The sequence below is a fragment of the Clostridium sp. AF32-12BH genome, from assembly GCF_003477935.1.
GTDB lineage: Bacteria > Bacillota > Clostridia > Lachnospirales > Lachnospiraceae > Brotaphodocola.
In genome coordinates, this window is record NZ_QUEH01000019.1 from 47,121 (window position 1) to 67,815 (window position 20,695).

The 20,695-nt window shown below is 49.6% G+C and carries 22 protein-coding genes and 1 pseudogene; 22 read left to right on the forward strand and 1 reads right to left on the reverse strand.

From position 1 onward, the window contains the following. Positions 1–11: 11 nt before the first annotated feature. Together DWZ40_RS16475 and DWZ40_RS16480 are read left to right on the forward strand one after the other, a co-directional pair. On the forward strand, positions 12–968 hold the full coding sequence (locus DWZ40_RS16475; protein ID WP_118543995.1) for an ABC transporter substrate-binding protein: 957 nt from the start codon (positions 12–14) through the stop codon (positions 966–968). Between the two features lie 136 nt (positions 969–1,104). After that, positions 1,105–1,473 (forward strand): YerC/YecD family TrpR-related protein, encoded by a 369-nt coding sequence (locus DWZ40_RS16480; RefSeq protein ID WP_243035374.1) that lies wholly within the window; start codon positions 1,105–1,107, stop codon positions 1,471–1,473. 76 nt (positions 1,474–1,549) lie between these two features. Here the strand turns inward: DWZ40_RS16480 and DWZ40_RS16485 are convergent, their stop codons facing one another. Continuing rightward, complete coding sequence (locus tag DWZ40_RS16485) at positions 1,550–2,173, reverse strand: DUF1836 domain-containing protein (RefSeq protein ID WP_118543961.1); 624 nt, start codon at positions 2,171–2,173, stop codon at positions 1,550–1,552. A gap of 185 nt (positions 2,174–2,358) precedes the next feature. Here DWZ40_RS16485 and DWZ40_RS16490 point away from each other — a divergent pair, with 185 nt between their 5' ends. The 20 genes and pseudogenes from DWZ40_RS16490 to DWZ40_RS16575 all read left to right on the forward strand — a co-directional run bounded on the left by DWZ40_RS16490 (position 2,359) and on the right by DWZ40_RS16575 (position 20,679). Continuing rightward, on the forward strand, positions 2,359–2,739 hold the full coding sequence (locus DWZ40_RS16490) for a RidA family protein (RefSeq protein ID WP_118530959.1): 381 nt from the start codon (positions 2,359–2,361) through the stop codon (positions 2,737–2,739). Positions 2,740–2,956: 217 nt separating this feature from the next. Next, on the forward strand, positions 2,957–5,371 hold the full coding sequence (locus DWZ40_RS16495) for a UvrD-helicase domain-containing protein (protein ID WP_118543962.1): 2,415 nt from the start codon (positions 2,957–2,959) through the stop codon (positions 5,369–5,371). A 158-nt stretch (positions 5,372–5,529) separates the two neighbouring features. After that, on the forward strand, positions 5,530–5,817 hold the full coding sequence (locus DWZ40_RS16500) for a DUF4366 domain-containing protein (RefSeq protein WP_118543963.1): 288 nt from the start codon (positions 5,530–5,532) through the stop codon (positions 5,815–5,817). Between the two features lie 130 nt (positions 5,818–5,947). Continuing rightward, entirely contained in the window at positions 5,948–7,351 is a 1,404-nt protein-coding gene (gene rlmD, locus DWZ40_RS16505) for a 23S rRNA (uracil(1939)-C(5))-methyltransferase RlmD (RefSeq protein WP_118543964.1), read from the forward strand. A gap of 50 nt (positions 7,352–7,401) precedes the next feature. Continuing rightward, positions 7,402–7,770, forward strand: a complete 369-nt coding sequence (locus DWZ40_RS16510; protein ID WP_243103072.1) for an ABC transporter permease — start codon at positions 7,402–7,404, stop codon at positions 7,768–7,770. A gap of 150 nt (positions 7,771–7,920) precedes the next feature. Continuing rightward, positions 7,921–8,997, forward strand: coding sequence for a Xaa-Pro peptidase family protein (locus DWZ40_RS16515; protein WP_118543965.1), 1,077 nt, complete (start codon positions 7,921–7,923; stop codon positions 8,995–8,997). Positions 8,998–9,012: 15 nt separating this feature from the next. Further along, entirely contained in the window at positions 9,013–9,234 is a 222-nt protein-coding gene (locus DWZ40_RS20370; protein WP_279220678.1) for a peptidylprolyl isomerase, read from the forward strand. A 19-nt stretch (positions 9,235–9,253) separates the two neighbouring features. Then, positions 9,254–9,472, forward strand: coding sequence for a peptidylprolyl isomerase (locus tag DWZ40_RS20375; RefSeq protein WP_347560114.1), 219 nt, complete (start codon positions 9,254–9,256; stop codon positions 9,470–9,472). Continuing rightward, a complete protein-coding gene (locus DWZ40_RS20380) occupies positions 9,469–9,591 on the forward strand; it encodes a hypothetical protein (RefSeq protein ID WP_279220680.1) in 123 nt (40 codons plus the stop codon). Before DWZ40_RS20375 ends, DWZ40_RS20380 begins: the two co-directional genes overlap by 4 nt. 106 nt (positions 9,592–9,697) lie before the next feature. Then, positions 9,698–10,174: a MarR family transcriptional regulator gene (locus DWZ40_RS16525; protein ID WP_118543966.1), complete on the forward strand. Its 477-nt coding sequence runs from the start codon at positions 9,698–9,700 to the stop codon at positions 10,172–10,174. Positions 10,175–10,216: 42 nt separating this feature from the next. After that, on the forward strand, positions 10,217–10,399 hold the full coding sequence (locus DWZ40_RS19850) for a hypothetical protein (RefSeq protein WP_347560115.1): 183 nt from the start codon (positions 10,217–10,219) through the stop codon (positions 10,397–10,399). Continuing rightward, entirely contained in the window at positions 10,392–10,820 is a 429-nt protein-coding gene (locus DWZ40_RS16535; RefSeq protein ID WP_347560116.1) for an ATP-binding cassette domain-containing protein, read from the forward strand. Before DWZ40_RS19850 ends, DWZ40_RS16535 begins: the two co-directional genes overlap by 8 nt. Positions 10,821–10,853: 33 nt before the next feature. Next, positions 10,854–11,450, forward strand: coding sequence for a GNAT family N-acetyltransferase (locus DWZ40_RS16540; protein WP_118543968.1), 597 nt, complete (start codon positions 10,854–10,856; stop codon positions 11,448–11,450). A 105-nt stretch (positions 11,451–11,555) separates the two neighbouring features. Then, positions 11,556–11,978 carry a C-GCAxxG-C-C family protein gene (locus DWZ40_RS16545; RefSeq protein WP_118543969.1) on the forward strand — a complete coding sequence of 141 codons (423 nt, stop codon included), beginning with the start codon at positions 11,556–11,558 and terminating at the stop codon, positions 11,976–11,978. A 13-nt stretch (positions 11,979–11,991) separates the two neighbouring features. Then, positions 11,992–13,347, forward strand: coding sequence for an MATE family efflux transporter (locus tag DWZ40_RS16550; protein WP_243035376.1), 1,356 nt, complete (start codon positions 11,992–11,994; stop codon positions 13,345–13,347). 99 nt (positions 13,348–13,446) lie between these two features. After that, positions 13,447–14,400 (forward strand): L-lactate dehydrogenase, encoded by a 954-nt coding sequence (locus DWZ40_RS16555; RefSeq protein ID WP_118543970.1) that lies wholly within the window; start codon positions 13,447–13,449, stop codon positions 14,398–14,400. A 185-nt stretch (positions 14,401–14,585) separates the two neighbouring features. Next, complete coding sequence (locus DWZ40_RS16560; RefSeq protein WP_118543971.1) at positions 14,586–17,516, forward strand: TetM/TetW/TetO/TetS family tetracycline resistance ribosomal protection protein; 2,931 nt, start codon at positions 14,586–14,588, stop codon at positions 17,514–17,516. 329 nt (positions 17,517–17,845) lie between these two features. Further along, positions 17,846–19,387, forward strand: a complete 1,542-nt coding sequence (gene gpmI / locus DWZ40_RS16565) for a 2,3-bisphosphoglycerate-independent phosphoglycerate mutase (protein WP_118543972.1) — start codon at positions 17,846–17,848, stop codon at positions 19,385–19,387. A gap of 310 nt (positions 19,388–19,697) precedes the next feature. Further along, positions 19,698–19,967 (forward strand): annotated as a pseudogene (locus DWZ40_RS16570) (amino acid ABC transporter ATP-binding protein); the annotation flags it as partial. 16 nt (positions 19,968–19,983) lie between these two features. After that, a complete protein-coding gene (locus DWZ40_RS16575; RefSeq protein WP_118543973.1) occupies positions 19,984–20,679 on the forward strand; it encodes an aminotransferase class I/II-fold pyridoxal phosphate-dependent enzyme in 696 nt (231 codons plus the stop codon). The last annotated feature ends 16 nt before the right edge of the window (positions 20,680–20,695 follow it).

Genomic DNA, 20,695 nt, shown 5'->3' on the forward strand with positions numbered 1-20,695 from the left:
GCGCAGTCAGCATGATCTGCGCGGTTTTGTGCGGCTGTACAAAGGAACAATCGGGGCTTACCCCGGTTACGCTTTATGAGGTTGCCCATTCTATTTTTTATGCACCGCAGTATGCAGCGATTGAACTTGGATACTTTAAAGAAGAGGGGATTGATCTGACACTGGTGAATGGTGCGGGGGCAGATAAAGTCATGACAGCCATGCTTGCCGGGGATGCAGATATTGGATTTATGGGATCGGAGGCAAGTATTTATACTTATGCGCAAGGAGCTGAGGATTACGCGGTAAACTTTGCACAGCTGACGCAGCGGGCAGGAAACTTTCTGGTGGGACGAGAAGCGGATCCGGATTTTAACTGGCAGAAACTAAAAGGAAGCAGAGTTCTTGGCGGTCGGGCAGGCGGCATGCCGCAAATGGTATTTGAATACATTTTAAAGAAAAACGGAATTGATCCCAAAACAGATCTCACGATTGACCAGAGTATCCAGTTCGGTCTGACAGCGGCAGCATTTACCAGTGACCAGTCCGATTATACGGTAGAATTTGAACCGTTTGCGACGGGACTGGAACTGGAAGGAAATGGTTATGTGGTGGCATCGTTGGGCACAGATTCCGGATATGTCCCCTATACGGCATATTGCGCAAAGAAAAGCTATCTCGCCATGCATCCGGAGCGGATCCAGCAATTTACAAATGCCCTGCAAAAGGGGATGGATTACGTGAATTCCCATACGGCGGAGGAGATTGCAAAGACGATCCAGCCTCAGTTTTCCGAGACTCCACTGGAAAATATCGTAACGATCGTAAAACGTTATCAGGATCAGGATACCTGGAAAAAGGATCTGATCTTTGAAAAGAGCAGTTTTGAACTTTTGGAAAATATCCTGGAGGAAGCCGGAGAACTTTCCGGACGCGTCCCATACGAAAACCTGGTCACAACGGAATATGCAAAAAAGGCGCTGCCGTAGACGGGAAGAAAAGGGTGTTGGAGCAGAAGCACAGCAAAATTTTTCCTCAGGACTATGGACTTTACAAATTTAGTGTGATAAACTGGTGACAGTAGAAACTGCAGGATCCTGCATGAAAAGAAGGGAATCGTGTCCGATGAATAAGAAGATTAAGACAGAGGCGGTTGACCATCTGTTTGAAGCCATTTTAACATTAAAGACTCCGGAGGAGTGCTATATATTTTTTGAAGATGTGTGTACGGTAAATGAACTGTTGTCGTTATCCCAGCGCTATGAGGTAGCAAAAATGCTGCGGGAGAAGCGGACTTATCTGGAAATTGCAGATAAGACAGGAGCATCTACTGCAACCATCAGCCGTGTGAACCGCTCATTAAACTATGGAAACGATGGTTATGACATGGTATTTGGCCGTATTGCCCAAAAGCAGGAAGCGGGAGCCGCAAACGGGGAAACTGCTAAGGAGCAAACTGCAGAAACTCAGACAGAACATGCACCAGAGGAATAAGCATGATCCGGTGGATTCAGAGTCCGGAAGAACAAAAACAGAATATCACCATATAAAAAAGTGATGTCATGCGGCATCACTTTTTCGTTTTCCTGGTTTTGGGATCAAGCGGCATTTCTTCGCGGAGCTGGTCGATCAGCATTTCAATCATATGTTTTTTCAGATAAACATCGAAAGAAAGTTCGCTGATAAAAGAAAAAAGCTGCAGATATTCTTTGTCGTCACTTTCGGAATCAGCAAAAGTCTTAAGACTGTCCTCAAATTTTGAACGGACGTCGTCTTTTAAATGTTCCATCTGAAGGTCTTCCCGGGAAAAAACTTCCTCGTAAATGTCACTTAACGACAATCCCTCTTCTGCGCGAAAGTGCTGTTCGGTCACCGGACGGAACAACTGCTCGATGTCGTTAATGGAAAGAAGATTTTTGTAGTAATAAATAAACAAAAGCAGCAGAATGTGCTCTTTGCTGTATTTTTTACGGACAGGCGCGGGCAGCAGGCGGTTTTTCGCGTAGTTATTGATCATGGTTTTGGTGAGGGCTTTATCCTCCGGGCTGCGTTTGGTCTTCTTCAAATGTTCTTCCATGAAGGAAGTGACCTGGTCCATATATAAGTCCACTTCAGGGATTTTTTCTGTTTTAATGTATGAGATGGAGTCAAGCCAGCTCAGAATATCAGATAGTCTTTCGGAATTATTTTTCATGATGTCACCTCTTACTCTATTATATAGTATTGAAAACCAGATAGCAAGTGGAAAAGATCATGCAAAAAACAAAAAATTTGGAACAAAAACAAAAAGTATTAACGAAGCTTGAAAAGGGATTGAATTTTTTATCCGGAATGTCTATAATAGAAAATTACAAAGAACAAACAAAGGAGAGATTTCTTATGAAAAAAGTATTAGCAACTAACAATGCTCCGGCAGCAATCGGACCGTATTCCCAGGCAATCCACGCAGACAAGTTTGTATTTGTTTCCGGTCAGCTTCCGATCGATCCGGCTACTGGTGAGTTTGCAGGTGCAGATATCGCAGCACAGACCAAGCAGTCCTTAACCAACATCAAGAACATTCTGGAGAGCGACGGACTTAGCATGGCAAACGTAGTAAAGACCACTGTTCTGTTAAACAACATCGCAGATTTCGGTGCTATGAACGAAGTTTACGCTACGTTCTTTGAGGGTGCATGCCCGGCAAGAGCAGCTTTCGAGGTTGCAGCACTTCCGAAGGGCGCACTGGTAGAGATTGAGGCAATTGCATACGCTGAGTAATCGAAAAACGGCGGATGTGTTACGGATTGTTTTCAATCTGTCATGCACGGAAACAGTATAGAAGTGGAATGATGCAGGCACGGACTTGGGTTCGCTGCCTGCGTGGATCCGGATACAGCAGGTACTGCGAACAAAGGTTTGCGGTACCTGCTGTTTTATGGTAGAATGGTTACTGTTTATGGAGCGAGAAAAAAGATTTTGAAAGGATAACAGCGCAATGGCAGTTTATGATACCTTAAATGACAGACAGAAAGAGGCGGTGTTTTGTACGGAAGGTCCTCTTTTGGTCCTGGCCGGGGCAGGATCCGGTAAAACCAGAGTCCTGACGCACCGCATCGCGTACCTGATTGAAGAAAAGGACGTGAACCCATGGAATATCATGGCGATCACCTTTACCAACAAAGCGGCGGGAGAGATGCGGGAGCGTGTGGACAAGCTGGTCGGTTTTGGCTCTGAGAGCATCTGGGTTTCGACGTTCCATTCCTCCTGTGTGCGGATTTTACGCCGCTTTATCGAGAATCTGGGCTACAGCACAAGTTTTTCCATTTACGATTCGGATGATCAGAAAACGCTGATGAAGCAGATCTTAAAGAAAATGGATCTGGACCCGAAGCAGTTTCGGGACAGAGCCATGCTTTCTGCCATTTCCGGTGCCAAAAATGAACTGATGAGCCCGGAAGAATTCCGGCTGAATGCGGAAGGCGACTGGCGTGCAAAGAAGATTGCAGAAATCTATCAGATGTATCAGGATGAGTTAAAGAAAAATAATGCACTGGATTTCGATGATCTTATTTTTAAAACCGTGGATCTGTTCCAGACGAATGCGGATGTGCTGGAATATTATCAAGAGCGTTTCCGCTATATCATGGTGGATGAGTACCAGGATACCAACACGGCGCAGTTTCGTCTGATTGAGCTTCTGGCCGGAAAATATAAAAACCTCTGCGTGGTAGGCGATGATGACCAGTCTATTTATAAGTTCCGTGGTGCCAACATCAGCAATATCCTGGATTTTGAAAGTGCATTTCCGGGGGCAAAAGTCATTAAGCTGGAGCAGAATTACCGTTCCACCAGTCATATTCTGGATGCGGCCAATGCAGTGATCCGCAATAACCAGGGGCGGAAGGACAAGACTCTCTGGACCGCCAATGGAGAGGGGGAACCGGTGATCTTCCACCAGTATGAGCAGGCTTACGAAGAGGCGGATGGCATCGTCCGTGACATTTTAAAGGATGGACGGGACTTTCAGAATTACGCGGTCCTTTACCGGACGAATGCGCAGTCCCGTCTTCTGGAGGAAAAATGCATTGAGCACAATGTGCCGTACCGTCTGGTAGGAGGCGTAAATTTCTATCAGAGAAAAGAGATCAAGGATGTATTGTCTTATTTGAAAACAATCGCAAACGGACGGGATGATCTGGCAGTCCAGCGTATCATCAATGTGCCAAAAAGAGGCATTGGTGCGGCATCGATCGCGAAGATTACGGCGTGGGCTTCGGAGCAGGGCATCAGCTTTTACGATGCGTGTGTCCGGGCGGCAGCCGTGCCGGGGCTCGGTAAGGCAGCAGGAAAGGTTGCCGTGTTTACCGGTCAGATCGAGGAATTCCGCGATGCGCTGACCGAGGATGAGATCAGCATCAAAGCACTGATCGAGCAGATCCTTTCCGATACCGGCTACCGGGAAGAACTGGAAGCAGAGGGAGAGGTCGAGTCCCAGACGCGTCTGGAGAACATCGAAGAACTTATGAATAAGGCGGTCAGCTACAGCGAGGATGCGGAACATCCGTCCCTGGATGAATTTTTAGAGCAGGTGGCGCTGGTGGCCGATGTGGACCGGATGGACGATTCTGAGAACCGGGTAACGCTGATGACCTTACACAGCGCAAAGGGACTGGAGTTCCCGGTAGTATATTTAAGCGGCCTTGAGGATGGACTTTTCCCAAGCCGCATGGCAATTTCAGCGGATGACCGGACCGAACTGGAAGAAGAACGCCGCCTTTGCTACGTCGGCATTACCCGTGCCAAGGAGCGGCTGGTGATCACGGCATCCCGCATGCGCATGATCAATGGGGAAACCCATTATTCCAAAGTCAGCCGTTTTGTGGAAGAAATTCCGGAAGAACTGATTCAGATGGAAAAGCTGGAGCCGAGACTGGGACGCAGCGTGGCGCGGGATGAATTTGAGGATGACGATCTTCCGTGGAATAAAAAACAGAGCCATCTTGGCATCAGCAAATTTGGCATGAAATCGAATTCCTATGCATCGCCGACCGCATCGTATGTTTCCGGGACCGGAAACGGATACGCAGGAATGCAGGGAGCAGGACGTGATTTAAGTGGGATTTTCGACCGGAAGTTATCCGGAGGCAGGGCGGCAGGGGCAGCAGCCAGGGCTGCTTCAGGACAGTCGTTTCAGTCAGCCGGACCAGGATTTGGAAAGGCGTTTACGGTTCAAAAACCTTCTTCTTTGGACTATGGAGTAGGAGACCGGGTACGCCATGTCAAATTCGGCGAGGGAACCGTTCTGAGTGTAAAGGACGGAGCGAAGGATTTTGAGGTATCCGTGAATTTTGATACGGCCGGTGTGAAGAAGATGTTCGCCTCCTTTGCGAAGCTTCAGAAAATCGGATAAACAGGCAGCCGTGCTGTTTACGCTGGCGCATAGAATTTACAAATTTGAATAAAATAGGATAGTAAAAAAAGAAAAACAATGATATAATCCTAGTAATGCATAGCATGAAACGGCATATTTATATAGCCGACCAAACATGGTAGAAAGGACGTGGCAGTATGAATCGTTTTGATAACATGAGCAAAGACGCAATGGCACGTGTGGAAGAAATCATGAATTCCACCAAGTTAAATGAGTTCTTACACAGAAAAGAGGAAGAGGAGAAAAAGAAAACCTGCATTCTCTGGATCCTTGCCATCATCGGAGTGGTAGCAGCTGTTGCAGCAATCGCATATGGCGTATACCGTTTCTTTACCCCGGATTATCTGGAAGACTTTGAGGATGATTTCGATGACGACTTCGATGATGATTTCTTCGAGGACGAGGACGACACCAAAGAAAAATAAGAATAGCTTTGGTCATCCACAAAGGTTTGAAGGAAAGAAACTTGTTACTTAGCAGAACCAATCAGGCGTGTCTCGCAGACCGGGATGCGCCTTTTCTCTGCCATGCATCAAAGAAGAATAGGAGAAAAACGTGAAAAAGGGCGATATGTATGAAGCGGTCGTAGAGACCATTGACTTCCCGAACAAGGGAATTTTACATGTGGACGGGGAGCGGGTCATCGTGAAGAATGCCATCCCGGGACAAAAAGTACGGTTTGTCGTAAATAAAAAAAGAAAAGGAAAATGCGAGGCACGTCTTTTGGAAGTAGTAGAAAAGTCGCCTCTGGAGCGAAGGGAGGGCACCTGTCCGCATTTTGGCATCTGCGGCGGCTGCCTCTATCAGAGCCTTCCTTACGAAGAACAGTTGAAGATCAAAGAAAGTCAGATCAAAGCACTTCTGGATGAAGTCTGTGATTCTTATGAATTCGAGGGAATCAAGGCAAGCCCGCTCTCTGACGGATACCGCAACAAGATGGAATTCTCTTTTGGCGATGAGTACAAGGACGGTCCGCTGGCACTCGGCATGCACCGCCGCGGCAGCTTTTATGATATCGTGAATACGCCGGAGTGCCAGATCGTACATGCGGATTTCTGCAAAATCTTAACGGCAACCCTGCAGTATTTCACGGAACACCATATCAGTTACCACAAAAAGATGCAGCACACCGGCTACCTGCGTCATCTGCTGGTGCGCCGTGCCGTGAAGACCGGCGAGATTTTAGTGGCCCTGGTCACTTCCGGGCAGACCGAAAAGCTTGGTGTGACCGAAGAACATACGACTCCGGTGACGGAGAAAGAACTTCTGGCAGGCTGGCTTTCCTGCATGCAGAATCTGGAGCTTACCGGAACGTTTGCCGGAATCCTGCATATCCAAAACGACAGCCTTGCTGACGTTGTTCAGAGCGATGAGACGACGATTCTTTATGGTCAGGACTTCTTCTATGAGGAACTTCTTGGCTTAAAGTTCCGTATTACCCCGTTTTCTTTCTTCCAGACCAATTCCCTGGGAGCCGAGGTGCTTTATGAGACGGCACGAAGCTATGTCGGGGAGACGAAGGATAAAGTTGTGTTTGACTTATACAGTGGAACCGGAACCATTGCCCAGATCATTGCCCCGGTGGCTGCGAAGGTTGTGGGTGTGGAAATCGTGGAGGAAGCCGTAGAGGCTGCGAAAGAAAATGCGGCAGGGAACGGACTGAAAAACTGCGAATTTATCGCCGGAGATGTTTTGAAGGTGATCGGAGCGTTAAAAGATAAGCCGGATCTGATTATTCTGGATCCGCCGCGTGATGGCATTCATCCGAAGGCACTGGATCAGATCATCGATTTTGGTGTGGACCGCATGGTTTACATTTCCTGTAAGCCGACCAGCCTGACCAGGGATCTTGTGGTATTGCAGGAGCGTGGTTACAAGCTGGAGAAAGCATGTGCGGTAGATATGTTCCCGTCCACCGCAAACTGTGAGACGATCGCGCTGCTGACCCGCGTAAAATAATCTGAGATATTGTTGATAATTCAGAAAATCCCGTTGCTGGGCACGCATGCGTGAACAGTAACAACTGCCGCCAGCAAATCAGGCTGGCGGGGAATGCGGCGGAAGCCCTGGGCGCCTCCCGCATGCGTATCCTGATGAAAGAAATCATCCCAAACAGTGTCAGCTCTGTGCTGATCATGGCGACTACGGATATCGGAAATAAGATCCTGATGTTCTCAACGCTGAGCTTTCTGGGACTGGGCTCCGCACCGCCTACCCCGGAATGGGGCATGATGGTTTCTGACGGTGTGGATTACTTCAATAAGTTCTGGGTATCCGGTTTCCCGGGTCTTGCGATCTTCACCATGGCTGTAGGAGCCAATTTCATTGGCGATGGTCTGCGGGATCTGCTGGATCCGAAGCTGCGTACACAGTTCTGATAAAAATGCCGCGCGGATGCGTGGCTCAAAACGAATCAGCAATAGAAAGACGGCGCCGGGGACCGGGAGGGTCTGCGGCGCCCCTTTTGGCAGATGGAGCTTTTTGAGAAATACTGTCAACAGGCAGATAAAATGAGGAGGTTTTTGAACATGAACGAAGCAAGAGCAAAAAGAATTCTGGACGAATTACAGAAACAGGGGGTCAGCCAGATGCTGCTGACAGACCCGATGTCCATTGCCTATCTGACTGGTATTCGCATGACACCCATCGAACGCTTTTACGCGCTTTTACTGCGGGCAGACGGACATCACGCTTACTTTTTAAATCATCTGTTTTATGTACCGCAGGAAGTCGGGGCGGAGAAAGTCTGGTATTCCGATACCGATCCGGTGCCAGAACTGGTGGCAGCGCATCTGGACAAGCATGCAGTGCTGGGGGTAGATAAGGATTTAAAGGCCCGTTTTCTGCTTCCGCTGATGGAGATGAAGGCAGCGGCAGGCTTTGTGAATGGCTCTGAGGCTGTGGACATTACCCGCGGTGTGAAAGATGCTGAGGAACAGGAGAAGATGCGCGTGGCTTCCAGGCTGAACGATCAGGCTATGGCGCAGTTTAAAAATCTGATCCATGAGGGCGTGACGGAGCAAGAAGTTGCTGACCAGATGCTGGAGATTTATTTAAGCCTGGGTGCGGATGGTTACTCATTCCCGCCGCTGGTGGCATTTGGTGCCAATGCGGCAGATCCGCACCACTCCCCGGATGATACCGTGGTGCAGCCGGGAGACTGTGTATTGTTTGATGTAGGCTGTATCAAAGACGGCTACTGTTCGGATATGACTCGTACCTTTTATTATAAGTCTGTCAGTGAAGCACACCGTAAGGTCTATGAGACCGCAAAAGCTGCCAATGAGAGTGCCATTGCAAAAATCAGACCCGGCATACCGCTTTGTGAGCTGGATGCCACAGCCAGAAACCTGATCGCCGATGCCGGATGGGGACCGAATTTCAATCACCGTCTCGGACACTTTATCGGACAGTCCTGCCATGAGTTTGGGGATGTTTCTTCTGCCAATACCTGGGAGGCAAAGCCGGGCATGATCTTCTCCATTGAGCCGGGCATTTATTTAAGCGGTGATACCGGTGTCCGTGTGGAGGATCTGGTACTGGTTCGCGAAGATGGCGTGGAAGTGCTGAACCATTACCCAAAGACTTTGCAGATCATCGAATAAAGGAGGCTTATGGATATGAAACATCCAATCGCAGCGCTGCACATGGCAAACGGGGCAAAAATCGTGATCGAGCTGCTTCCAGAGTCGGCTCCGAATACGGTGAACAGCTTTCTTTATGCGGCATCCCATGGGTATCTGGATCATCATGCCATTGAACGCATTGTGCCGGGAAACTGGGTGGATATGAGCTACACGGCATTTGGTCACAAGGAAACCCAGTACCTGATCCCCCAATGAATTTATCTTAAATCCGGACGTGACGCCGCTTGATTCCCATCCGGGATGTGTCTGCATGGGTGGTTACGGGGATGTGGGTCTGGAAAGCTGTGAATTTTTCTTTCCGCTTCGCGACTGCCCGGATCACAAGGGGATTTATCCGGTATTTGGAACGGTCATTTCCGGCATGGATGAGATTTTACGTATCGCGCAGGTGCCAACGGTGCCGGTTGATTTCCGATTCCGGGTGTGGAAGTGAACCGCCCGGTAAAGCCGGAAATCCTGGACCATGTAGAACTGGAACTGTTTGGAGCGGTTTACCCGGAGCCGGTGCGGGTGGAAAATCCGAAACTGCCGAAATGCTGGCCGAAGCTGTAAGAAAAGAAACTTGACAGCAACAAATGGTTGTACTATCATCTAAATAGTTGCAGATACATCTAAATGCAAGACGTATCTTCGGAAACAGAGAAAGGCGGATGATAGTATGGATCAAACCGAAAGAAAAATCACAAAAATTGCGCGCGAGGTCAGCAAATTTACCGTTCAGACCATGAAAGAGGAAGGCATTGGTACGGCGGAATTTGATTTTATCCATCTGGTGCGCCACAATCCGGGAATTACCCAGACTCAGGTGCGGGAACAGCTCCAGATTGACAAAGGAGCTGCGGCCAGAAGGGCAGCCAGTCTGGAGGCGAAAGGCTACCTGGTCCGCAAACCGAATCCCAAAGATGGAAGAAGTCAGCTTTTGTATGCGACAGAGCAGGCAGAACATCTGAAAAATTCAAAAGCACGAATCGAATCTGTTTTTTATGAGTGGCTTTTGGAAGAATTGCCGGAAAAAGAAAAAGAACAGTTTTTAGAGACGCTGGATACGTTATACTGGCGTTCGAAGCGGGAACGTCAGGCGGGCTTTTCTACCGTGACAAGCCGTGTGAAGCAACGGGGAGCGTCAGACGGATAGACTGCAGAAACCCTGGAAGCGGAAAAACAAAAGTATGCAGGCATGTTACTGTATTACGACTGGAGACTGGCATTGTTGTCCATAATCTTTCCTCCGGTATCTTATTTCATTGCAGAAAAGATGAAGGTGCAGATCCAGAAGGCAGGAGCTGCCTATAAAGAACAAGCTCTCCAGGTGACAGCCGCAGGCAGGTCAGGTACTGCTTCACGGCCGCCCGGTGTCTGAAATTCAGGATTTGGAAAGAAGAAAACGGTTTGGCTATGTGGAGCAGTCGTTCCACCAGGTACCCGGAACCGTCAAAGACCAGATCACGCTGTTTGATCCGGACATTTCCATGGAAGCCGTAAAGCGGGCTGCGGTGCTGACCGGGCTTGATGAGACGATTATGCAGATGGAGCACGGTTACGATACGGTCTGCACACCGGAATTGTTCTCCCAGGGGCAGTGGCAGCTTTTATCGATCGCACGGGCGGCTGCGGCAGAGCCGGAACTGTTTTTGTTAGATGAGATTACGGCTAATCTGGATGCGGAGACCGAACAGGCTGTTTTAAAGGCACTGAAACAGGTTTCGGAGGACCGCACGGTGATTTCGATTTCTCACCGAATTGCAGCGGAATTTGGAAGAATCATTCAAGTTGGCAGTTAAAAAGATAGACAAGGGAAAGTGAGAACATATGATATGGAAAAAAACGATATCCAGATCCGTGTGGCATCGGAGGCCGATGCAGAAGCACTTTTAGCAATTTATACGCCTTATGTAGTAAAAACGGCAATCACGTTTGAGTATGAGCCGCCGACTCTGGAAGAATTTCGGGGACGAATCAGGCATACGCTGCAGAAATACCCTTATCTCGTAGCTGAGCAAAATGGAAAAATTCTCGGTTATGCCTATGCGGGCGTTTTTCATGAGCGCGAAGCGTACAGCTGGGCGGTAGAAACTTCTATCTATGTGGATGAAACCCTGCGGCATTCTGGGGTGGGGAGAAAGCTGAATAGAGCCATGGAAGCCGTATGCAGGGCGATGGGAATTCTCAACATGGAAGCCTGTATCGCAGTTCCGGAAGCAGAAAATGATGAATACCTGACCAGAAACAGCGTGGATTATCATGCACATATCGGATACCGGCTGGTAGGAGAATTTTATCAGTGCGGTTACAAATTCGGACGCTGGTATAATATGGTCTGGATGGAAAAAATGATCGGAGAACATCAGGATGAGATGGAGATGCCGGTGTGGTTTCCGGATCTGAAACAGATCAATGAAATATTAGAATAGGGAACCTGTAAAATCCATGTAAAATGCTTTGTGGACAGTCTGTAAAATTCGGAGTATACTAGATATTATAACAAATCCAGAAAAATTCAGACGGAGGAAAGCAACATGGGTACAAAAGCAGAATACGCAATTTCTTTACACGACAAGGGGTATAACTGTGCGCAGGCAGTAGCCTGCACGTTCTGCAAAGAATTTGGTGTGGACGAACAGGAAATGTTTAAAATCGCAGAGGGCTTTGGTCTTGGCATGGGCATGATGGAGATGTGTGGTGCCCTTTCCGGCATGATGATGATCATTGGACTGGCAAACAGTGTCGGGGATCTGGAAAAGGGCATGCCGACCAAAGGTGCAACCTACAAGCAGGTTAAGGAACAGGTCATGAAATTCAAAGAGAAAAACGGTTCTTATCTGTGCAGAGAGCTGAAAGGAGTAGAGACTGGAAAGGTGCTCTGCAGCTGCCCGCAGTGTATTATGGATGCGGTGGCATTGACCGAAGCATATTTGGCAGAACATCAGGCAGACAGATAAGGGGTGTGTGAAATTGAGGGGTAAACATGCAGATCTGATCGAGGGGAATATTTTTCAGGCCCTTTTGGTTTTTGCAATCCCGCTGCTGATTGGAAATCTGTTCCAGCAGCTGTATAATACGGCGGATTCCTACGTAGTGGGAAATTTTGTCGACACCAATGCACTGGCAGCCGTGGGAGCGTCCGGCTCTGTCATCCAGATGCTGGTTGGCTTTTTTATGGGTCTGTCGGTAGGTGCTGGTGTTGTCATTGCCCAGTATTTTGGTGCAGGGGATAAGGAAAAAATGAGCCATGCAATTCACAGTGCACTGGCTTTGACGGCATTTTTAAGTGTCCTGTTTACCATTGCAGGAATTGCAGTCACAAGACCCCTGCTTCGGGCAATTGGTGTACCACAGGAAGTACTTCCGCATTCCACCTTGTATCTGACTATTTATTTTGCCGGAATCACCTTTCTGTTGTTCTATAATATGGGATCCGGAATTCTGCGTGCGATCGGAAACTCCCGGGACCCGCTTATTTACCTGGCAATAGCCAGTGTGCTGAATGTGATCCTGGATGTTCTGCTTGTGTGTGTGGCGCGTCTTGGCGTAGCCGGTGTTGCGCTTGGAACCATGATCGCGCAGGCAGTCAGTGCATTTCTTGTCATGCGTCAGCTGATCCATACCCGGGAAGTGTACCGGGTGGAAATAAAGAAGATCCGTTTCCATAAGGCCATGACCAGACAGATTATCCTGGTAGGACTTCCGGCTGCATTTCAGCAGAGCATTACGGCGTTTTCCAATGTGATCGTGCAGTCGTATATCAACAGCTTTGGTACCGCTGCAATCGCCGGTTATTCTACCACCATCCGCATCGATGGATTTTTGCAGCTGATCCTGCAGAGCTTCAATATGACGATCACTACGTTTGTCGGGCAGAACATTGGTGCGGGAAAAACGGAACGGGTAAAGAAAGGCATGCTGACGGCGTGGATCATGTGCTCTGTCCTGATCGTGGGAGGATGCTTTTTGATGAACCGCGGCGGTGCTGCTCTCGTCAGTCTTTTTACGAATGATGAGGAAGTCATTGCCAACGGTGCTGCCATGTTAAAGCTGTTTTCCTATGCGTACTGGACGCTGCCGGTGGTTCAGATCTTAAGCGGTTCTTTGCGCGGGGCAGGAAAATCCAGCATTCCGATGATCTTTATGCTTGGAACGTTTGTGGTGATCCGTCAGATTTATCTGGCGATCACAGTACCTGCAACACACAGTCTTATGGTTGTCATGGCAGGATGGCCTATCACCTGGGCGCTCTGTGCAGTCGGAATGGCAATCTATTTCTTTAAAGCGGACTGGATGAAGGACGCAGAGAAGCTGATTCAGGGGTAGAAAAGAAAAAGGACACAATAAAATTTCATATTGCTGGTATACGAATTTCCGGTTCTGCAAAGACTAGTTTCTGACAATGCGTCAGAAAGAGAGGGTCTTATGAGTAATGTGATTCGTTCCAGAAAAGCCGCAGTCATTGGCTGCGGCTTTGTTGGCTCTGCGATTGCGTTTACCTTGATGCAGAGCAAACTGTTTTCGGAGCTGGTGCTGCTGGATGTGAATAAAGATAAGGCAGACGGGGAGGCGAAGGATATTTCCCACGGCGTCCCCTTTGCGGCACCCATGAAAATCTATGCAGGAGATTACGATGATATTGCGGATGCTTCGATCATCATTGTGACAGCAGGGGCCAATCAGAAGCCGGATGAGACAAGGCTGGATCTGGTGCACAGGAATGTAGAAATCTATCAGAGCATCATCCCGGAAATTGCCGGCAGAAATTTTGGCGGGATTCTGCTGATCGTCTCGAATCCGGTAGACATTTTGACTTATGTGGCACTTCGCCTGAGCAGTTTGTCGGAAGAACGGGTGATCGGTTCCGGAACAGTACTGGACAGTGCACGCATGAAATATGCGCTTGGACAACATTTGCAGGTAGACAGCCGCAGTGTACATTCCTATATTGTGGGAGAGCATGGTGACAGCGAGATCGCGGTGCTGAGCAGTACCAATATTTCCGGCATTCCGCTGGATGTATTCTGTGAGATGCGCGGTTACGAGAATCCGAAAGAAAAGCTGGATCTGATCGCGGAATCTGTCAAAAACAGTGCTTACGATATCATCGCCAAAAAACAGGCGACGTATTACGGCATTGCCATGTCCGTGCGCCGGATCTGCGCCTGCATCGTCCGCAATGAACGCTCGATTTTGCCGGTATCGTCCATGATGCATGGGGAATACGGCATCCGGGACATTGCCCTGAGTATGCCTGCAGTTCTGGGGGCGGACGGCGTGGAAACGCATGTGCCGATCTCACTGAATGAAGACGAGACGACCAGGCTGATCCAGTCGGCAGAGACGCTCAAAGGCATTGCGCAGGGGCTGGAACTGTAGAACAAGACCGGATGCATCAAAATGGTCAGAAATCTGGTTGGAGATCGGAAATCTTCCTGCCAGGGATTTTCTGGGATTTCCAACCGGGTTCCAGCCAGGGTCCATGAAAAGAACTTTCTCGACGACAGCCTCCTTCTGTGGTATAATTTTTTCTATTATGCGATTACGAAAAGGAGGCTTTTTTCATGGGTGTACAGGAGCAGGAAAAAGCAAAGACATATCGCTGCATCGGCCTTCTGGCCCATGTAGATGCAGGGAAAACGACGTTATCTGAGGCGATTTTATATACGTCCGGAACCATACGGAAACTGGGGCGTGTAGATAACCGGGATGCGTACCTGGATACATACGCGCTGGAGCGGGAACGGGGCATTACCATCTTTTCCAAGCAGGCAGTATGCCAGCTTGGGGATACCACGGTTACACTGCTTGATACACCGGGACATGTGGATTTTTCCGCGGAAATGGAGCGGACACTGCAGGTGCTGGACTGCGCGGTGCTGGTGATCAGCGGGGCAGATGGCGTGCAGGGGCATACGGAAACGTTGTGGAGCTTACTGAAACGTTACCAGGTTCCGACCTTCCTTTTTATCAACAAGATGGATCAGCCGGGAACCGACCGGGATGCGCTGATGGCAGAGCTGAAAAAACGCCTGCATGATTCCTGCGTGGATTTTGAACCGCTGGACGGGCCTGAGGATGCAGTGCCGGAGGACGTGTGGGAGAACATCGCCATGTCCGATGAAGCGCTTTTGGAGCAGTATCTGGAAAATGAAAGCATTACGGATGATCAGATCCGCGGGCTGATCCGGCAGCGGAAGCTGTTTCCGTGTTATTTTGGTTCGGCGTTAAAGCTGCAGGGCGTGGAGGAACTGCTTGCCGGACTGGAGCGGTGGATGGGAAGTGAAAACACCGAAAAACACAGTTTGGCCGCTGGTACAAAAGCAGAGAAGGCCGTTGGAAAAACGGAAATCAGGGATCAGAAAGATTCCCGGAATGCATTTGGTGCCAAAGTCTTTAAGATCTCCCGCGATGATCAGGGTGCCCGGCTGACTCACTTAAAAGTCACATCGGGTTGTCTGAAAGTAAAAGATTTTCTGGAAGAAAAGGGCAAAGAACCGGAGAAGGTCAACCAGATCCGCATTTATTCCGGCACGAAATACGAACTTGTGAATGAGGCTGTGCCAGGCATGGTCTGTGCGGTGACCGGTCCTGTGACAACGTATCCGGGCCAGGGGATTGGAACGGAGGCAGAATCCGAGCTTCCGGTCCTGGAACCGGTGTTAAATTACCGTGTAGAGTTGCCGGAGGGCTGCGATGCCCATAAAATGCTAGCAGAACTAAAGCAGCTTGAGGAGGAAGAACCGGAACTTCACATTACCTGGAATGAACCGGCGCAGGAAATTCAAGTGCAGGTTATGGGTGAGGTACAGATCGAGGTGCTAAAAAGTCTGGTGGCAGAGCGCTTTGGTGTGGATATCCGTCTGGATGCAGGAAGTATTGTATACAAGGAGACGATCACGCAGACCGTAGAGGGCGTGGGGCATTTTGAACCGCTGCGCCATTATGCGGAGGTCCATTTGCTGATGGAGCCGGGGGAACCGGGCAGTGGTCTGCAGTTTTCTGCCCGCTGCAGTGAAGATTTTCTGGACCGGAACTGGCAGCGCCTGATCTTAACCCACCTGGAAGAAAAACGCCATCGTGGAGTTCTCACCGGCTCTGAAATTACGGATATGCAGATTACGCTGATCGCAGGACGCGCCCATTTAAAACACACCGAAGGCGGGGATTTCCGCCAGGCCACGTACCGGGCAGTCCGCCAGGGACTGTGTGAGGCAGCAGCGGAAGGATGTGTGCAGATTTTAGAGCCGTATTACGCGTTTAAGCTGGAGGTGCCGTCCGAGTATGTAGGCCGCGCCATGACGGATCTGGAGCGCATGAAGGGAACCTTTGAACCGCCGCAGTTAGAGGAAGAAAATATGGTTTTAAGCGGTGTGGTTCCGGTTGCCACCATGCAGAATTACCAGCGGGAGGTTGTTTCCTACACGAAAGGACGCGGACGGTTAAGCTGCGTGCTTCAGGGATATTTCCCATGCCATAATGCGGTGGAAGTGGTGCAGGAAACAGGTTATGAGGCAGAACTGGACCTGGCGGATCCGACGGGCTCGGTATTCTGTGCCCATGGAGCCGGCTTTGTGGTGCCATGGTATGAGGTGAAGCATTACATGCATATCCAGACCGGAATTCCGGTGCTGGGAGAGGAAGCCGCGGCGAATACCGGCGATGACGCCGCTGATGGATGGAATACGGGGGGCGGAGCTGGAAGGAACATTGGCGCGTCTCCTGGGGATGGCAGAAATGCGGGAGCAGGAACCGTAGGGATATCTGGCAGATCCGTATCGCAGACTGGAAGCTGTTCTAATTCTGGTGGTGCGTCTTTCGGTGCCGATGAAAAAGAACTCGAAGCCATTTTTACCCGTACCTACGGCGAGAGCAAGCGCAAACGCTCCTACGACAGCGGTCCGCGCCAGGTGGTGTATGATCCTGGAAAATATGCGCATACCAAAAAGGAAGAACCCGTGGAAGAATACCTTCTTGTGGATGGCTACAACATCCTCTATGCCTGGGAGGAACTTCGGGAGCTGATGAAGGTCACTCTGGATGGTGCGCGGCACCGTCTCATGGACATGCTCTGTAACTATCAGGGCTACCGCAAATACAACCTGATCGTGGTATTTGATGCCTACAAGGTGAGCGGCGGAGTTGGAAGCACGGAGGATTATCACAATATTCATGTGGTTTATACCAAAGAGGCTGAGACCGCGGACCAGTACATCGAAAAATTTGCCCATCAGATGGGAAAGAAATACCGGGTGACCGTGGCAACTTCCGATGGACTGGAGCAGGTCATCATCCGCAGCCAGGGCTGCCTTCTCATGTCAGCCAGTGATCTGGAGGAAGACATGGAGCGCGTCAGCCGCCAGATTGAGGAAGACCGGGGGCATCTGGTAAAGCCTGGAAAACGTTATCTCTTCGCAGATGTAGAGAAGGATCTGGCTGAATACTTAGAGCAGGTACGGCTTGGGAAGATTCCGGCGACATCAGAGAAGCAATGAGTGGAAACCTGGTTGCTGTATACGGGTAGGAATTTTCTGAACTGAAAATTCCGTAAGATACAGTTCTGGTAGCAGATTTTGCCGATTTGGAATGCGAAGCATCGGCAAAATCCCGTTGCCTGGCACGCACGTGTGAACGGCAACGAGAAATCTTCGCAGAATCAGAATTCTACCTTGCATTATTGTTTTTCTTGAAGTACAATATAACTGGTTCGTCAAAATTTAGACAAACCACATTGGGAATGCAGGAAAAGAGCTGCTGTCTGCCGCATGGAAAACAGCAGCCATCGGACCGGAAGCCGGTCGTTAAAGAAAAAGGAGAACAAGTCATGGAAAAAAGACCAGTGGTATTAATGATCCTGGATGGATACGGATTAAACGATCATTGTGAGGCGAACGCAGTCTGCGAGGGCAAGACCCCGATCATGGACCAGCTTATGAGCCAGTGCCCGTTTGTAAAGGGCCAGGCAAGCGGTCTGGCAGTCGGTCTGCCGGACGGACAGATGGGTAACTCTGAGGTTGGTCACTTAAATATGGGTGCAGGACGCATCGTATACCAGGAGCTGACCCGTATCACCAAGTCGATTGAGGATGGTGATTTCTTCCAGAATGAGGAACTGATGGCAGCAGTCGAGAACTGCAAGAAGAACGATTCCGCGCTGCATATGTTCGGTCTGGTATCCGACGGCGGTGTGCACAGCCACATCACCCATATTTACGGACTGCTGGAACTGGCTAAGAGAAACGGGCTTTCCAAAGTTTATGTTCATTGCTTCTTAGATGGTCGTGACACCCCGCCGACCTCCGGAAAAGAGTTCGTGGAAGCACTGGAAGCGAAGATGGCAGAGCTGGGCGTCGGCAAAGTTGGCGTTGTTTCCGGTCGTTATTATGCCATGGACCGTGATAAAAACTGGGATCGCGTGGAGAAAGCCTACAACGCGCTGAGCAAGGGCGAGGGTGTTCATGCAGAGCATGCAGTGGATGCCATTCAGGCTTCTTACGATGACGGTAAGACGGATGAGTTTATGCTGCCGACGGTCATTACGGAAAACGGTGCTCCGGTCGCAACCATCAAAAACGGCGATTCCGTGATCTTCTTTAACTTCCGTCCGGACCGTGCACGTCAGCTGACCCGCACCTTCTGCGATGATGAATTTACTGGTTTTGACCGCGGCGAGCGCATCAAAACAACCTTTGTCTGCTTCACCGATTACGACGAGACCATTGAAAACAAGCTGGTTGCATTCAAGAAAGAGAGCATCACCAATACCTTTGGTGAGTTTTTAGCTGCGCACGGCTTAAAGCAGGCCCGTATCGCAGAGACCGAGAAATATGCGCATGTAACCTTCTTCTTTAACGGCGGTGTCGAGGAGCCGAATCCGGGTGAAGACCGTATTCTGGTTCCGTCCCCGAAGGAAGTAGCAACCTACGACTTAAAGCCGGAGATGAGCGCACCGGCTGTCTGTGACAAGCTGGTAGACTGTATTAAGTCCGGCAAGTACGATGTCATCATCATCAACTTCGCGAACCCGGATATGGTTGGCCATACCGGAGTGGAGAGCGCAGCCATCAAGGCCATCGAGACGGTAGATGCCTGCGTCGGCAGAGCGGTTGATGCCATCAAAGAAGTGAATGGTGTGATGTTTATCTGCGCAGACCACGGAAATGCAGAGCAGCTGGTAGATTACAGCACCGGCGAGCCGTGGACCGCACATACCACCAACCCGGTTCCGTTCATCCTGGTCAATGCAGACCCGTCCTACAAGTTAAGAGAGGGCGGCTGCCTGGCAGATATCGCTCCGACCCTCATCGAACTGATGGGAATGGAGCAGCCGAAAGAAATGACTGGAAAATCCCTGCTGGTCAAATAAACAATATCGCACAGTAAGTCGATTAGAAAGTCCGGGCGTGTACGAGTCTGACTTCCTCCATTTTCACATATCGTTGTTCGCTTGCTTTCGCTGACACATGTTCGCCTGCATCGGATTTACATCCGCTGCATTCGGACATGTGTGCGGGGGAGGCGAAACAACTGATATGCTGAAAATTCCAGAAGTCAGACTCATACACGCCCTACTTTTTTGGCTCCGCTGCGTACGAAAAAAACTGCAAGCATCACTAAATTGGCTGAGTGTTAGCTTATTTTCAGTCATTTCAGTAGTGATTGCATTTTTCTGGAAGTTTGATGAGCCTACCAGTGCACTGGACCCGGAACTGGTGGGAGAGGTCTTAAATGTCATGAAAGAAGTGGCAAAGCAGGGGATGACCATGATCGTCGTTACGCATGAGATCAGCTTTGCCATGGAAATTGCGACAAAGATCGTGTTCATGGATGGAGGTGTGGTTGTCGAAACCGGGACACCAAAAGAGCTTCTGACTGCGCCGAAAAATCCGCGTACCCGCGCGTTTTTGCAGCGTATTTTACCGAATGATTATGACTATCAGATATAGATTGTGAGGATGAATTATGGTACAATTTGATCAGGTTCTGAACCGGAAAGGGACAAACTGTGCAAAATGGGACCGTCAGGGCGGAGACGGAAGCATTCTTTATTCCACACCGATGTATACCCATATCCGCCGTCTGCCGCAGGAAGCCAGGGCCGCTGTGACAGAGGTTCCAATGAAAGAAAACAATCTGTTTTACACCATGGACTTTGAAGCGCTGGAGCAGGCGGTTACCCCGCAGACGGGCGTATATGTGCTCTGCAATCCGCATAACCCGGTTGGACGGGTATTTACGAGGCAGGAGCTTACACAGGTTGCAGATTTTGCAAAAAAGCATGAGCTTTTCGTGGTAGCCGATGAGATCCACTGTGAGCTGGTCCTGGAAGGGGAGCATATCCCGTATTTCAGCCTGAACAAAGAGGCAGAGCAAAACAGCATCACCCTCTGCAGCGCAGGAAAGATCGCAAATATTCCGGGACTTCCGCTGGCTTATGCGATCATTCCGAATCCGGATCTGCGCAAACGCTTTGAGGAAGAGGCGCTTGGCTTGTTTCCGGTTCGCAATATCCTTGCAGAAACAGCCCTGACAGCTGCTTACAATGGTTCCTGCGATGCATGGAAAGAAGAACTGCGGGACTATCTGCGGGCAAACCGCGACTATCTGGAGGCGCGGATCTCAGAAATTCCGGGACGTATGGACAGCCATGAATTTTAGGAGAGGAGAATGAAAA